Origin of the sequence: Enterobacter sp. FB, assembly GCF_000805795.1 — a bacterium.
GTDB lineage: Bacteria > Pseudomonadota > Gammaproteobacteria > Enterobacterales > Enterobacteriaceae > Enterobacter > Enterobacter roggenkampii.
On record NZ_JSZC01000013.1, the window covers coordinates 1,354,281 to 1,372,368 of the forward strand.

Below are 18,088 nucleotides of genomic sequence, written 5' to 3' on the forward strand. Positions count from 1 at the left end.
TACATCCGTCTGGTGGACATATCCACAGGAATCCGCACACCTGCAAGGAGAGAAATATGAGTAACATAAAGGTTGTTGATGTCATCATTCGCAAAACGGCGGAGAAAACGAAATTAACCGGCGAAGGAAATTTGTCGGTCTCTATTTCCTCCCCGAGCGTGATTGAAATCCAGGGTTCTGCTCAGGATGTGGTGCGATATGTCCGCCAGGGTAAAGATCTCCTCATTTATATGAAAGATGGCAGCGTGATTCGCTGCAATAACTATTTTGTTGAAGATCCTGAGACGCACAACCAGTCAGAGCTGGTGTTCAACGATCGTCAGGAACTGACGCATATTTCTTTTGCCGATACCGGGGAAGCGTCAGGCGTTGCGGTGACCGAGCTAACCGCGCAGGCCACACCGATTAGCAGCATTCAACCTTTCCTGGAGCAGGGAAGCGTCTTAAGCGACGCCCCGTGGGGCTGGATTGCGGGAGCTGCATTAGGCGGCGGTGCCATCGGGGCGCTGCTGGCAAACGGCGGCGACGACGAGACTAAAACAAAAGTTATTGATAATACGAAAGAGGTGGAAAGCGCCACGCCAACCTTCCTGCTCTCGGATAAAGCGGGCGACAAGCAGGGCGTGCTGACAGCAAACGCGATCACGGACGACAACACGCCAACCTTTAGCGGCACCGGCCAGCCGGGCGCGACCATCCAGATCAAAGACAGCAGCGGCAGCACCATCGCCAGCGCCATGGTCGGTAAAGAGGGCACCTGGACGGTAAAATTACCGACCCAGACGGACGGGGAACACACCTGGTCGGTGGTGCAGATCGACGGCAGTAAAACCACCGATGCGGGCAACATTACCGTAACGGTCTCGACCGCCGAGGCTGCCATTACGCTGGCTACCACGGCGGGCGACAACGTGCTTAACGCCAGCGAGCAATCCGCGGGCTTTACGCTCTCCGGTGCCAGCAAGAATCTGGCGCAGGGTACCGCACTCACCGTGACGCTGAACGGTAAAACCTATACGACGGAAGTGGGGGCTGACGGGACGTGGAGTGTTAACGTGCCCGCGGCCGACGCGCAGGCGCTGGGCGATGGCACCTGGACGGTCAACGTCAGCGGCAAAGACGCGGCGGGTAACACCGTGAGCGGCACCCAGACAATCGGCGTGGATAGCGTCGCGCCAACCCTCTCTGTCGATACCCTCGCGCAGGACAACATCATTAATGCCGCCGAGCACAGCCAGCCGCTGACGCTGACCGGCAAAACGACTGCGGAAGCCGGTCAAATCGTCACGGTCACGCTGAACGGTAAAAGCTACAACGCCACGGTGGGCAGCGACGGTACCTGGTCCGTCACGCTTGCTGCGGACGACGTGCAGGCGCTCAACGAGGGTAATCACACCCTGACGGTGAACGTCAGCGACAAAGCGGGCAACGGTTCGTCTGTCACCGCAGATTTCACGGTGGATACCACCGCGCCGGTGGTCACCATCGATACCGTGGCGGGCGACGACATACTGAACACCAGCGAACAGGGCCAGGCGCAGATTATTTCCGGGCAGACGAGCGGCGCGTCGGCAGGCGATGTGGTCACCGTGACCGTTGGCGACCAGTCCTTCACCGGCGTAGTGCTGGCGGACGGCAGCTGGAGCGTGGGCGTTCCGGCATCCGTGCTGGGCGCGCTGGGTGAAGGCAACCACACGATTTCAGTATCCGTGACCGACGCGGCAGGCAACACCGGCAGCGCCACGCACGGCATTACGCTGAGCGGCAACCCGCCAGAATTTACGATTGACGCCATTAGCCAGGACAACGTGCTGAATGCCCAGGAGGCGATGCAGCCGCTGAGCCTGACCGGTACCAGCAACCTGCCTGACGGCAGCGCCATTACCGTGACGCTGAACAACGTCAGCTATCAGGCCACCGTTGAAAACGGCATCTGGGCGGTCCAGGTGCCGGTTTCCGACGTGCTGAATCTGGCGAACACCCTCTACACCGTCAGCGTCAGCGGCACTGACAGCGTGGGTAACAGCGGCTCTGCCGGGGCGACGCTGCTGGTGGATACCGTGCTGCCGCAGGTGGTCATCAACACCTTTGCGGGCGACAACCTGGTCAATAACGCCGAAGCGGGTGTCGATCAAACCCTCAGCGGTCGCGTTACCGGCGCGGCGGCGGGCGATACCGTTTCTGTCACCGTGGGCGGCAAGAGCTACACCGCCACGGTGGGCAGCGATCTGACCTGGAGCGTGAAAATCCCGTCAGCGGATCTTAAGGCGTTCGGCGACGGCGATTTAACCTTCACCGCGTCGGTGACCAATTCGCACGGCAATACCGGTACCGGCGAGCGCGATATCAACATCAACGCACAGCTGCCGGGCCTGCGTGTGAACACCATTTCCGGCGATGACGTGGTCAACGCCATCGAACAGCAGCAGGATCTGACCGTCACCGGCGCCAGCACCCACCTGGCCGCGGGCACGCCGATCGTCGTCACCATTAACAACGTCGAATATAACGCCGTGGTTACCGCCAGCGGCGGCTGGAGCATTGGCGTTCCTGCTGCGGACCTGCAGGCCTGGACCGCGGGAGAGGTGACGGTTAGCGTCAGCGCAAAAGATGCCTGGGGCAATACCGTTGCGGCTGAACACCCGATTGAACTCGATCTTAACGCCGTGGCGGTCACCATTGATACCGTCTCCGGCGATGACCTGCTGAATGCGGCAGAAAAAGGTGCCGATTTAACTCTCTCCGGAAAGACGCAGGGCGTGGAGGCGGGGCAGACCGTGGTGGTGAAATTCGCCGGCCAGACCTTTACCGCCCAGGTGCAGCAGGATGGCTCCTGGAGCCTGACCGTGCCCGCCAGCGCCATGGAAACCCTGATCGACGGGCGCGCGCAGGTGAGCGTCAGCGTCACGAACGTCAACGGTAACAGTGCCGACGCGTCGCGCGTGGTCACGGTGGATACGCTGCCGCCGGCGATTACCCTCGATAACCTCACCAGCGATAACATCATCAATGCGGCTGAGGCGCAGCAGGATTTAGCCTTAAGCGGCACCAGTACTGCGGAACCGGGCCAGACGGTCACCGTGACGCTAAACGGCAAAACGTATCAGACCACTGTCCAGACGGACGGAACCTGGCAGCTGATCGTACCGGCGGCTGACGTCGGTGCCCTCAACGATGGCATCGTGACCGTGACGGCCACCGTAAGCGACGTGGCGGGCAACAGCAGCAGCGCCGACCGCGTGGGGCTGGTGGACGCGACCGTGCCGCAGGTGACCATCAACCACTTCGTCACCGACACCAATACCGTTAACCAGCTCGCCCATGCACAGGCGCAGATCCTGAGCGGCTCCGTCACCGGGGCGGCAGCGGGCGATAGGGTGACCGTCACCATTAACAGCGTCGATTACACCACGGTGGTGGATGCGGCGGGGAACTGGAGCCTTGGCCTGCCCGCGTCTGTCGTGCAGGGGCTGACGGACGGCACCTGGACCATCGACGTCTCCGTGACCGACCGATCCGGCAATACCGGAAGCAGTTCACTGGATGTGGTGGTGAATACCGTGACGCCTGTTATCGCCATCAGCACGCTGGCGGCGGACGACGTGATTAACGCGACCGAGAAGGGCGAAGATCTGCTGCTCTCCGGCACCAGTAACCAGCCTGAAGGAACACGCATCACTGTTAACCTGAACGGCATCAATTACACCGCCACTACTGACGCCAGCGGTAACTGGAGCGTGACCGTACCGGCCTCGGCCGTTAGCGCGCTGGGAGAAGCCCATTACACCGTGACGGCGAACGTCACCGATAGCGTGGGCAACAGCGCCTCAACCTCGCACGATGTGCTGGTGGACAGCTCGCTGCCGGTGGTAACGATCGACACGCTGGCGGGCGACAATATCGTTAACGCGGCGGAAGTGGCGGCAGGGCAAACCCTGACCGGTAAGGTGACAAATGCGGCGCCAGGTGACACTGTCACGATTACCCTGGGCGGCCAGACCTTTACTGCCACCGTGCAGGACGATCTCACCTGGAGCCTGCCGTTAACGGAGAGTCAGTTCACCGCGCTCGGCAATGGCGATCTCACCGTATCTGCCAGCGTGACCAACGGCCACGGCAATACCGGTTCTTCTTCGCTCGACTTCACCATCGACGCCCAGCTTCCGGGGCTGCGTATTGATACGGTCGCAGGCGACGACGTGATCAACGTGATTGAGCACGCTCAGAACCTGATTGTGTCCGGCACCAGCACCGATCTGGCGGCGGGCAGCGCCGTCACCGTGACCATCAACGGAAAAGCGTATTCCGCAACGGTGCTGGCGGACGGCACCTGGCAGGCGGCGGTACCGGCGGCGGACGTGTCCCAGTGGGCAGATGGCTCGCTGGATATCAAGGCAAGCGCGCAGGATGCCTCCGGCAACCCGGTGGCTATCGGGACCGTCGTGGACGTCGATCTCGCGCCGGTCGCCATCACCATCAGCAGCGTGACCGACGATAACGTCCTTAACGCAGCGGAAAAAGGCCAGGATCTGGTGCTGTCGGGCACGTCATCTAACGTTGAAGCGGGCCAGACCGTCACCATTATCTTCGCAGGAAAAACGTACACCACGACGGTGGATGGCAACGGCGACTGGACCTGGACCGTTCCGGCTGCCGATCTGAGCGGCCTGAAAGACGGCGACGCCAGCGTGCAGGTCAGCGTCACCAACGTGAACGGCAACGCCGCGTCTTCGGCGCAGGCATTCAGCGTCGACACCACCGCGCCGACGGTGACCATCAACACCATCAGCGGCGATAACATGCTGAATGCGGCAGAGGCAGCGCAGGATCTGACCCTGAGCGGCACCTCTACTGCCGAAGCGGGCCAGACGGTCACCGTGACCTTCAACGGCAATCAGTACACCGCGCAGGTGCAGGCGGACGGCAGCTGGACGCTCGACGTGCCTGCGGCGGATATGGCAGGCATCACCGACGGCAGCGCGGCGGTCACGGCGACCGTGTCCGATAAGGCAGGTAACCCGGCCAGCGCGGGCTCATCAGTGCTGGTGGACACCACCGTACCGCAGATTAGCTTCAACATCGTCGCGGGCGACGACGTCGTGAATATTGCCGAGCACGGCCAGGCGCTGATTGTCTCCGGTAAGGTGACGGGCGCGCAGGCGGGCGACGTGATTACCGTGACCCTGAACGGTAAAGATTACACCGCCATGCTGGACGCGTCCGGCAGCTGGAGCGTGGGCGTTCCGGCGGCGGACGTGGGCGCGCTGGTCAACGGCGACCAGACGATCTCCGCGACCCTCACCGACAAAGCCGGTAACAGCACCACTGCGACGCACGAATTTGACGTCTCCCTGACCGCGCCGGTGGTCGCCATCAATACCCTGGCGGCTGACGACGTGATCAACGCGGCCGAGAAAGGCCAGGATCTGCAGGTGTCCGGCACCAGCAACCAGCCGGAAGGAACCGCCATTACGGTGTCCCTGAACGGGATTAACTATACGGCCACCACCGACGCGAGCGGGAACTGGAGCGTGACCGTGCCGGCGGCAAACGTCTCGGCGCTGGGCGAAGCGAGCTACGCCGTGACGGCGAGCGTAACTGACGCCGCGGGCAACAGCGCGAGCACCGGCCACAGCGTGCTGGTTGACAGCGCGCTGCCGCAGGTCACCATCAATCCGGTCGCGACGGACGATGTGATTAACGCGGCGGAAGTGGCTGCCGGACAGACCCTGAGCGGGAAAGTGAGCGGTGCGGCGAGCGGTGACACTGTCACCATTACCCTCGGCGGCAATACCTATACCGCGACGGTTCAGGACGATCTGAGCTGGTCGGTCAACGTGCCGTCCTCGGTCTTAACCGCCATCGGTAACGGCGATCTGACGGTGTCAGCCAGCGTCACCAACGGCCACGGCAACACCGGCTCCGGCGAGCGCGACATCACTATTGATGCCAACCTGCCGGGCCTGCGCGTCGATACCGTGGCGGGCGACGATGTGATCAATAGCATCGAACATGCTCAAAACCTGATTATCACCGGTTCCAGCGACGGTCTGGCAACGGGCGCGGCGCTGACCGTCACCGTCAACGGCAAAACCTACGCGGCCACCGTACTGGCGGACGGCACCTGGACGGCGGCCATTCCGGCGGCCGACGTCAGCGCGCTCGGCGCGGGTACGGTTACCGTGAAGGTTGAAGGTCATAGCGCGGCGGGCAACCCGGTTTCCATCAGCCATGACGTGAAGGTGGATCTGGCGACAGTCGCCATCAGCATTAACCCGATTGCCTCTGACGACGTGATTAACGCGGCGGAGAAAGGCGCGGACCTGATGCTGTCCGGCTCCACCACCAACGTGGAAGAAAACCAGACCGTTACCATCACCTTCGGCGGCAAGTCGTACACCGCGACGGTCGATGCCGACGGCAACTGGACGGCTACCGTACCGTCTGCCGACGTGGGCAGCCTGAAGGACGGCGACGCCAGCGTGCAGGTGAGCGTGACCAACGTGAACGGCAACAGCGCGTCGGCGGGCCGCGAGTACAGCGTGGACGCGACCGCGCCGACGGTGTCTATTGAAATCATCAGCGACAACAACATCATCAATGCGGCCGAGGCGCAGCAGGATCTGGTCGTTAATGGTGTAACCAACGCCGAAGCGGGCCAGACCGTCACCGTGACCCTGAACGGCGTGGACTACACCACCACCGTGCAGGCAAACGGCAGCTGGAGCGTGACCGTGCCTTCCGCGGATGTCGGCGCGATTACCGACGGTAACTACACCATTAGCGCGGCGGTCTCCGATAAGGCGGGCAACCCGGCCTCTGCGGATCGCGACGTGCTGGTCGATACCACCGTCCCGCAGCTGACCATTCACACCGTGTCCGACGACGACGTGATCAACAGCGCCGAGCACGCGCAGGCATTGATTGTCACGGGCTCCGTGACGGGCGCGGCGGCGGGCGACGTGGTCACCGTCACCCTCAACGGCAAATCGTACACCGCCACCCTGGATGCCTCCGGCAACTGGAGCGTGGGCGTGCCTGCGGCAGACGTTACCGCGCTGGCCGCCGGGGATTACACTATTACCGCGGCGCTGACCGATAAAGCGGGCAACAGCAACAGCGCCACGCACGGTGTGGCGGTGAACCTGACCGCGCCGGGGCTGACCATTGACACCGTTTCCGGTGACGATGTGATCAACAATACAGAGAAAACCCAGGATCTGACCCTCTCCGGTACGGCTTCCGGCCTGGCGGCAGGCGCGGTGGTGACCGTGATGCTGAACGGCAAAGCGTACAGTGCGCAGGTGGACGATAACGGAAAATGGACCACCACCGTTCCGGCGAGCGAAGTCGGTCAGCTGGGCGAGGCACTTTATACCGTCACCGCGTCAGCCACGGACAGCGTCGGCAACAGCACCAGCGCGTCGCACACGGTAAACGTGGAGTCCGTTCTGCCGGGCGTGATTATCAACACCATTGCGGGCGACGACGTGATTAACGCCGCCGAGCTGGCTGTCGGCCAGACCATCAGCGGTAAGGTGGTGAATGCCGAAGCGGGCAACACCGTGACCGTGACCATTGGCGGCAACAGCTACACCGCAATGGTGCAGAACGATCTCACCTGGTCCGTCGATGTGCCTGAATCTGTGCTGACGGCGCTGGGCAACGGCGATTTGACGGTGACCGCCAGCGTGACCAACGGCGTCGGCAACAGCGGATCCGCTGAGCGCGATATCACGATCGACGCTAACCTGCCGGGCCTGCGCGTGGATACCGTGGCGGGCGACGACGTGATCAACAGCATCGAGCACGGGCAGAATCTGATTGTGACCGGATCCAGCGATGGCCTGACCGCAGGTACCACCTTGACCGTCACCGTAAACGGCAAAACCTACCCGGCCACCGTGCTGGCCGACGGCACCTGGCGTGCGGCCATCCCGGCTGCGGATGTGGGTGCCCTGGCAGCAGGTACGGTCACCGTGACCGTTGCAGGCCAGAGCAGCGCCGGTAACCCGGTTTCCATCAGCCACGATGTGACGGTAGATCTGGCGACCGTTGCCATCAGCATCGATGCGATTGCTTCAGACGACGTGATTAACGCCGCCGAGAAGGGCGCGGATCTGGTGCTCTCCGGTTCGACCTCGAACGTTGAGGAAAACCAGACCGTTACCATCACCTTCGGCGGCAAGAGCTACACCGCGACCGTCGGCGCCGACGGCAAATGGACGGCCACGGTGCCAGCCGCCGACCTGGCGGGTCTGAAAGACGGCGACGCCAGCGTGCAGGTGAGCGTCACCAACGTGAACGGCAACAGCGCCTCGGCGGGACGTGAGTACAGCGTGGATGCCACCGCGCCGACCGTCACGATTAACACCCTGGCGACGGATGATATTCTGAACGCCGCCGAAGCGAAGAGCGATCTGACGGTTTCCGGTACCAGCACCGCCGAAGCGGGCCAGACGGTCACCGTGTCGCTGAACGGCAAAGACTACACCACCACCGTCAGCGCAGACGGCAGCTGGACGCTGAACGTTCCGGCGGCCGATCTGGCAGGATTAACCGACGGTAGCGTCACCGTGACCGCATCGGTCAGCGACAAGGCGGGTAACCCGGCGTCCGTGGACCACAACCTGACGGTGGATGTGACCGTGCCTGCGGTGACTATCAATACCGTGGCGGGCGACGATGTCATTAACATCGCAGAACACGGCCAGGCGCAAATCATCAGCGGCACCGCCACCGGCGCGGCAGCGGGCGATAAGGTGACCGTCACCATTGGCGGCCAGACGTACACCACCGTGCTGGACGCGGCGGGGAACTGGAGCGTGGGCGTACCGGCCAGCGTCATTTCCGGCCTCAGCGACGGCACAGTGACCGTGACTGCGTCCGTCACCGACGCGGCGGGCAACACCGGCACCGGCAGCCATAACGTGACCGTCGATACCGGTCTGCCATCGGTCAGCTTCAACGCCATCAGCGGTGACAACGTGCTGAACGCGGTGGAAAAAGGTCAGGATCTGAGCGTGAGCGGCACCAGCGCCAACCTGGCGGAAGGCACCGTGGTGACCGTGACCCTGAACGGCAAAAACTACACGGCGACGACCGCGGCAGACGGCACCTGGAGCCTGACGGTTCCGGCGGCGGATCTGGCCGGTCTGGGTCAGGCCAACTACACCCTGAACGCGACCGCCACCAACGGCGTGGGCAACAGCGTGAGCAACACCGCGAACCTGCTGGTAGACACCGCGCTGCCAACGGTCACCATTAACACCGTGGCGGGCGATAACGTCATCAACGCGGCGGAAGTGGCCGCAGGCCAGAGCCTGAGCGGCACCGTGGCGAATGCCGAAGCGGGCAACACCGTGACCGTGACCATTGGCGGCAACAGCTACACCGCAACGGTGCAGAACGATCTGACCTGGTCCGTCAACGTGCCGTCTGACGTGCTGACCGCGCTGGGCAACGGCAGCCTGAGCGTGACGGCGACCGTCACCAACGGCCACGGCAACACCGGGACCGGCGAGCGCGAGATCGCGATCGACGCTAACCTGCCGGGCCTGCGCGTCGATACCGTGGCGGGCGACAACGTGGTCAACAGCATTGAGCATGCGCAGAACCTCATTGTCACCGGCTCCAGCGACGGGCTGGCACCGGGTACGGCCCTGACCGTCACCGTAAACGGTAAAGACTATGCGGCCACGGTGCTGGCGGACGGCAGCTGGAGCGCGGCTGTTCCGTCTGCGGACGTGAGCGCGTGGCCGGAAGGTACCGTCAAAATCAGCGTTACCGGCGACAGCTCAGCGGGTAACCCGATTACCATCAGCCACGATGTGACGGTAGATCTGGCGACCGTTGCCATCAGCATCAATCCGATTGCGACCGACGACGTGATCAACGCGGCGGAGAAGGGCGCGGATCTGGTGCTGTCCGGTGCGACCATCAACGTGGAAGCCGGGCAGACCGTGACCATCAGCCTGAACGGCAAAATCTTTAGTGCGACAGTAGACGACAGCGGCAACTGGACCTGGACCGTACCGTCTGCGGATCTGGCTGGCCTGAAGGACGGCGATGCCAGCGTGCAGGTGAGCGTCACCAACGTGAACGGCAACAGCGCCTCGGCGGGACGTGAGTACAGCGTGGATGCCACCGCGCCGACCGTCACGATTAACACCCTGGCGACGGACGACATTCTGAATGCCGCTGAAGCGAAGAGCGAACTGACCGTGTCCGGCACCAGCACCGCCGAAGCGGGCCAGACGGTCACCGTGTCGCTGAACGGCAAAGACTACACCACCACCGTCAGCGCGGACGGCAGCTGGACGCTGAACGTTCCGGCGTCCGATGTTGCGGCCCTGACGGACGGCAGCGTGACCGTGACCGCATCGGTCAGCGACAAGGCGGACAACCCGGCGTCGGTTGATCACAACCTGACGGTGGACGTGACCGTTCCGGCGGTGACCATCAATACCGTGGCGGGCGACGATGTCATTAACCTCGCAGAACACAGCCAGGCGCATATCATCAGCGGCACCGCCACCGGCGCGGCCGCGGGCGATAAGGTGACCGTCACCATCGGCGGTCAGACGTACACCACCGTGCTGGACGCGGCGGGGAACTGGAGCGTAGGCGTACCGGCAAGCGTGATTTCCGGCCTCAGCGACGGCAGCGTGACCGTCACGGCATCGGTTACCGACGCGGCGGGCAATACCGGCACCGGCACGCATAACGTGACCGTCGATACCGGTCTGCCTTCGGTCAGCTTCAACGCCATCAGCGATGACAACGTGCTGAACGCGGTAGAGAAGGGTCAGGATCTGCGCGTCAGCGGCACCAGCGCCAACCTGGCAGAAGGCACCGTGGTGGCCGTGACCCTCAACGGCAAAAACTACACGGCCACGACGGCGGCAGACGGTACCTGGAGCCTGACCGTTCCGGCGGCGGATCTGGCGGGTCTGGGCGAAGCGAATTACACCCTGAGCGCGAGCGCCACCAACGGCGTGGGCAACAGCGTGAGCAACACCGCGAACCTGCTGGTGGATACCGCGCTGCCAACCGTCACCATCAACACCGTGGCGGGCGATAACGTCATCAACGCGGCGGAAGTGGCCGCGGGCCAGACCCTCAGCGGCAAGGTCGCGAACGCGGAGGCGGGCAATACCGTCACTGTGACCATTGGCGGCAACACCTACACTGCAACAGTGCAGAGCGATCTGACCTGGTCCGTGAACGTGCCGGAATCCGTCCTGACGGCGCTGGGCAACGGCGACCTGACGGTGTCTGCGACTGTGACCAACGGCCACGGCAACACGGGAACGGGCGAGCGCGAAATCGTTATCGACGCCAGCCTGCCGGGCCTGCGCGTCGATACGGTAGCGGGCGACGATGTGATCAACAGCATCGAACATACTCAAAACCTGATCGTCTCCGGCACCAGCGACGGGCTGGCGGCAGGCACAACGCTCACCGTGACCGTCAATGGCAAAACCTATGCGGCCTCCGTGCTGGCAGACGGCTCCTGGAGCGCGGCGATCCCGGCGGCAGACGTCGCGGCCTTCGCAGCAGGTACGGTCACCGTGACCGTTGCAGGCCAGAGCGCGGCGGGCAACCCGGTGACCATCAGCCATGACGTGACCGTCGATCTGGCGGCGGTGGCTATCAGCATCGATGCGATTGCCACTGACGACGTGATTAACGCGGCGGAGAAGGGCGTGGATCTGGTGCTCTCCGGCAGCACCTCGAACGTGGAGGAAAACCAGACCGTTACCGTTACCTTCGGCGGCAAGACGTACACCGCGAAGGTGGATGCTGACGGTCACTGGACGGCCACCGTGCCGTCTGCAGACCTTGCGGGCCTGAAGGACGGTGACGCCAGCGTGCAGGTGAGCGTCACCAACGCGCACGGCAACAGCGCCTCGGCGGGCCGCGAATACAGCGTGGACGCGACTGCGCCAACCGTGACCATTGATACGGTCGCAGGCGATAACGTGATTAACGGCAGCGAAGCGGCTGCGGGCGTGGCTATCTCCGGCACCACCACGGCGGAAGCCGGGCAGACGGTCACCGTGACGCTGGGCGGGAAGAGCTATACCGCGCAGGTCCAGCAGGGCGGCGTCTGGAGCGTGAACGTGCCGGGCAGCGATCTGGCCGCACTGGCGGATAACGGCTACACCGTGCAGGTGAGCGTGAGCGACGCCGCGGGGAACCCGGGCAGCGCGGGCAAGCCGATTACGCTTGATACCACGCCGCCGACCGTCAGCTTTAACGTGGTGGCGGGCGATGACGTGATTAACAGCGTGGAGCACGGACAGGCGCAGATCGTCAGCGGGTCGGCAACCGGCGCGAACGTCGGCGATAAGCTGATTATCACCCTCGGTTCGCACCAGTACACCACCACCGTTGACGCCAGCGGCAACTGGAGCGTGGGCGTTCCGGCCAGCGTGATTTCCGCGCTGACTGACGGCACCGTGACCCTCAGCGCGACCATTACCGACAGCGCGGGTAACAGCAGCACCCAGACCCATGACGTGGTGGTCAACACCGCCTCCGTGGCGCTGACGGTGAACACCGTTAGCGGTGACGACGTCATCAACGCGGCTGAAGCCGGTTCGTCACTGGTGATTAACGGTTCCAGCGCGCAGCTCGCCAGCGGGACCCAGGTCACCGTGACCCTGAACGGCAAGACCTATACGGCTACGATCCAGAGCGACGGCACCTGGACGACCACCGTACCGGCCGCCGACGTGGGTGCTCTGGCCGATGGCGCACGCTATCAGGTATCGGTGTCGGCACAGGACAGCGCGGGCAACAGCGCGTCGGCAACGCACGGCATCAGCGTGGATACCACTGCGCCGGTGGTGAGCATCGGGACGCTGTCGGTTGACGACATGCTGAACGCCGCGGAAGCGCAGCAGCCGCTGACCGTGCACGGATCTTCCAGCGCGGAGGCGGGTCAGACCGTTACCGTGACGCTGGGAGGAAAAACCTACACTGCGCTTGTCGGCAGCGACGGCACCTGGACGCTTGACGTGCCGGCAGCCGACCTGGCCGCCCTGAGCCAGGGCGCGCTGGCGGTCACTGCCTCGGTCAACGATAAAGCCGGTAACAGCGGCCAGACCACGCACACCTTAACGGTGGATACCGTCGCGCCAACCGTGACCATCAGCACCGTGGCCGATGACGATATCGTCAACAACGCGGAGCAGCTGGCGGGCCAGACCATCCGCGGCACCACCACGGCGGAACAGGGCCAGACGGTGACCGTCTCCTTCAACGGGCACAGCTATCAGGCGACCGTCGGGGCGGACGGATCGTGGTCGGTCTTCGTGCCGGGCCGTGATTTCCTCGGCCTGAGCGACGGGGAGTACACCATCACCGCGTCGGTAAGCGACAGGGCGGGCAACCCGGGCAGCGCAACGCACGACGTGACGCTGAACGGCGATGTCCCAACCATCACCATTAACACCTTTGCGCAGGACGACATCGTCAACGCCGCCGAGCACGGCACGCCGCTGGTCGTCAGCGGTTCCACCAACGCGCCTGCAGGCCAGACGGTGACCCTCACGCTGAACGGTAAAACCTATGCGGCTACCGTCCAGAATGACGGCACCTGGAGCTACACGGTCAGCAGCGCTGACGTGGCCGCGCTGGCAGACGGCGGTTCTTACGTCATTAACGCGCAGGTCAGCAACACCATCGGCAACAGCGCCAGCGATAACCATACCGTCACGGTGGATCTTACCGCGCCGTCGATGGGGATCAGCATTGATTCGCTGCAAAACGATACCGGCCTGAGCGCAACGGATTTCATCACCAACGACAGCCAGGTCGTCGTCAACGGCTCGCTGACCGCGCAGCTCGGCAATAACGAGAAGGCGCAGATCAGCCTCGACGGCGGCGTCACCTGGATCGACCTGACCGTGACCGGCACCACCTGGCGCTACGCCGATGGCCGCACCCTGACGGACGGGACGTATCAGTACCAGGTCCGCGTGATTGATAACGCGGGCAACGTGGGGGCCACGGACAGCCAGGACGTGGTGATTGACCTGACGAAGCCTGCGGCAACCACCATTACCGTGGATTCCATTACGCAGGATACCGGCCTGTCCGGCAGCGACTTTATCACCAGCGACAACCAGATCAGCCTTAAAGGCACGCTCGGCGCGGCGCTGGGCAGCGGCGACCACGCGCAGATCAGCCTGGACGGCGGCGTCACCTGGATCGACGTCAGCGTCAGCGGCCTGAGCTGGACGTATGTCGATGGGCGCACGCTGGCCGACGGGGATTACAACTACCAGCTGCGCGTGATTGACGATGCGGGCAACATCAGCGCCACCGCCTCTCAGGTGGTGACCATTGATACGGTTGCACCGGACGCCAGCAAAACGATCGCCATCGACAGCATCAGCGACGATACCGGCCTGAGCAGCAGCGACTTTATCACTCGCGACACGTCCCTGACGCTGCACGGCTCGCTCGGCGCGACGCTGGCCGACGGCGAATACGCCCAGATCAGCCTCGACGGCGGCGTCACCTGGCAGAACGTGATTGTCACCGGCAACAGCTGGTACTACGTCGATAGCCGCACGCTGGGTAACCAGACCTATGACTATTACGTCCGCGTGGTGGATGCCGCCGGTAACGTGGGGGCCAGCGCCCATCAGCAGGTGACCGTCGATACGATTGCTCCGGATACGGCGATCACGGTGTCGGTGGATAACATCACCGTGGATACCGGCTTCGACAATAACGACTTCCTGACCAGTTCGACCTCGTACACCCTGCACGGAACGCTCGGCGCTGAACTCGGCGCGGGCGAGTACGTGCAGGTGAGCATGGACGGCGGCACGACCTGGGTGTACGCCACCGTCAGCGGCACCCAGTGGAGCTACAGCGATACGCGTACCCTGACCGACGGCAGCCATAACTATCAGGTGCGGGTGGTTGACCAGGCGGGGAACGTCGGGGCCACCACCTCGCAGGCGGTGACGGTGGATACGCAGGCGCCGCAGTACGGCATCACCATCGACAGCATCAGCGACGATACCGGCCAGTCCGGGAGTGATTTCATCACCATGGACACCACGCTGACGATCAACGGTTCGCTGGGCAGCGCGCTGGCAAGCGACGAGCGCGTGCAGATCAGCCTGGACGGCGGGAATACCTGGCTCGATACCACGGTCACCAACCAGCGCTGGAGCTACACCGATACCCGCGATCTGCCTGACGGAGACTACACCTACCTGGTGCGGATTATCGACCAGGCGGGCAACGTGGGTTCCACCGCGTCTCAGGTCGTCACGGTAGACACCACGCCGCCGACCACGGTCGGTACGGTCGTGAGCTATACCGACGGCGAAGGCGAGCGTCAGGGCACCTTTGGCAGCGCGGTGGCAACGGACGATAACTCGCCGCTGATCAACGGGACGCTGAACCGCGCCCCGGACGACGGCGAGATCGTGCAGCTTTACCGTGACGGGGTTCTGCTCGGCCAGGTGACCATGAACGGCAGCGCAAGCTGGTCCTTCCAGGACAACGGCCTGAGCGACGGGAATCACACCTACATCGTGCGCGTCACCGACAGGGCCGGAAACTACACGGAATCCGACGGCTTTGTGCTGAACGTCGATACCAGCATTCCAACCACCACGGCGGCGATTACCGCGCAGACCACGTCGGATACTACCCCGATCGTCAGCGGTACCGTCTCCGCTGACCTGGTGAACGGTGAATACCTGGTGGTGACGGTGAACGGCAAAACCTACACCTCCCAGACGGGCGGTGCGGTGGTGGTCGACCCGGATCACAACACCTGGTATCTGCAGATCCCGGACGGCGATGCGCTGGGCGTGGCGAGCTACAGCGTGACCGCGCAGGTGAAGAGCAGCGCGGGTAACGGCAACACCACCGGTACGGCGACCGGCAGCCTGGTGATTGATACCACCTCGGTGAACACCGACTGGGCAACCACGGCGGGGAACAGCAACAACTCCACCATGACCCTCGGCATGAACAGCAGCGGTCTGTGGAATATCATCGCTAACGGCCAGTCTTACTCCAGCAGCGATAGCTCGACCTATGCCGGCAATACGCTGACCAACACCCGTAACTACTACGTGGTGAGCCAGACCGCCGCCGACTTTGACCGTAACGGCACGCAGGACATTTTCGCGACGGAAAATACCTACGCCGGGTCAACGCAGGTGATGTGGACCTACGATGGCAGCACCTATAACGCCAGCCAGCTGGCAATGGGCACCACCATCTGGTTCGGCGGCGTGATTGCCTACGATAAAACCGGGGATGGGTATCTGGATCTGGCGTACGGTGACTCCGGCGCGGACTCCATTACCTATCTGATCAACAACAACGGGGTACTCTCGCCTGACGGCACCTACGGCGGCGCGGGATTCTGGGGACAGTTCACCACCATGCGTGAAATCTCCGGCGTCGATATTAACAATGACGGCACCGTGGATGTGGTTCAGCACACCAACCGCAGCGGCGCGTACTCGTTAACCGTGATCAACAACAACGGCAACGGCACGCTCTCCATCGGTCAGAACCTGACGAACGTATTTGTGCCCAACGCCTCGAATACCACCACGGCGGCGTCCATGACGTGGGCGGACTTCAACGGCGATGGCTACATGGATCTGTACCTGGGCAGCAGCTACAACAACAACGGCGGGGTGATCTACTACAACGACGGTACCGGGAAGCTCTCGGCCACCAAGAGCGCGGTGGAGGCCTCTAACGCAGCGGCGGGCTATCTGTCGGTGGCGGTGGACTGGAACGGCGACGGGCAGATGGACATCGTCAAGCTCAGCACCTACGGCGGCTCGCAGACGGCGACGCTGTTCACCAACAACGGCTACGGATCCACCTGGACCGCCAGCCAGCTGGCGTCCGGTATTGCTTACGCCACCGGCGTGGCGGCAGTGGACTACAACTGGGACGGCGCGCAGGACCTGCTGGTCTCTCAGCAGAACGGCAAGGTGGTGCTGGTACAAAACAGCAAAACCATTGCTGACGGCACCGCGATGCATCTGCACATTGTCGACAGCGAGGGCATCAACGCCTACTACGGCAATACGGTCAACCTGTACAACGCCGCGGGCGTGCTGGTGGCCTCACAGATCATCAACGCCCAGTCCGGTATCGGGTCGAACGATACGTCCGCGCTGGTGAGCTTCTACGGGCTGGATCCGAATGAAACCTATTCGGCCGAGATCCTGAAGATCACCAACGGCGTGTCGGATAACGTCACCTGGAGCGGTCTGGAGGCGGGCAACGGCAAAGAGGGCTACGTCCTGACGGCCGAAGCGGCCACCGGCGGCCACAGCGGAACCATTACCGGAACCGGGTATAACGACACCTTTATCGCCGAAAATGGCACGTATACCTACAACGGTTCCGGCGGCTGGACTACCCATTCCGACCATGACACCTGGAGCAACACCGGTGGGATGGACGTGGTGGATTACCGCAATGCGACCTCTGGCGTGACCGTTGACCTGCGCCTCTCAACCGCGCAGGACACCGGCTTCGGCACCACGCGTCTGCTGAACATTGAAGGGATTAACGGCTCGGATTACGACGACGTCATCACCGGCAACAGCGGTGATAACCGGTTCGAAGGCCGCGGCGGAAACGACACCTTCAACATCGGCAGCGGCGGTCACGATACGCTGCTCTACAAGCTGATCAACGCCTCGGATGCCACGGGCGGTAACGGTCACGACGTGGTGAACGGCTTTACGGTCGGCACCTGGGAAGGGACGGCGGACACGGATCGTATTGACCTGCGCGATCTGCTCTCCGGCAGCGGCTATACCGGCACGGGCTCGGCGAGCTATGTGAACGGCGTGGCCACGCTGGACAGCGGCGCGGGCAATATCAGCGATTACATCCGCGTGGTGCAGAACGGCAGCAATACCGAGATCCAGGTTGACCTGGACGGTACCGGCGGTCAGTTCTCGCCAACCACCCTGGTGACGCTGAACGGCGTGCAGACGGATCTGGCGACGCTGCTGGCGAACCATCAACTGTTAATTGCGTAAAACAACGCCGCGGGGAGCGATCCCCG

The 18,088-nt window shown here is 63.3% G+C and carries 1 protein-coding gene; it reads left to right on the forward strand.

Annotation, left to right across the window (positions count from 1 at the left end):
- The first annotated feature begins 56 nt into the window (after nucleotides 1-56).
- On the forward strand, nucleotides 57-18,062 hold the full coding sequence (locus PI91_RS13530; protein ID WP_039266370.1) for an Ig-like domain-containing protein: 18,006 nt from the start codon (nucleotides 57-59) through the stop codon (nucleotides 18,060-18,062).
- The last annotated feature ends 26 nt before the right edge of the window (nucleotides 18,063-18,088 follow it).

Coding starts and splice junctions, on each gene's coding strand:
- PI91_RS13530 (WP_039266370.1), top strand. CDS start 57: ATGAGTAACATAAAGGTTGTTGATGTCATCATTCGCAAAACGGCGGAG.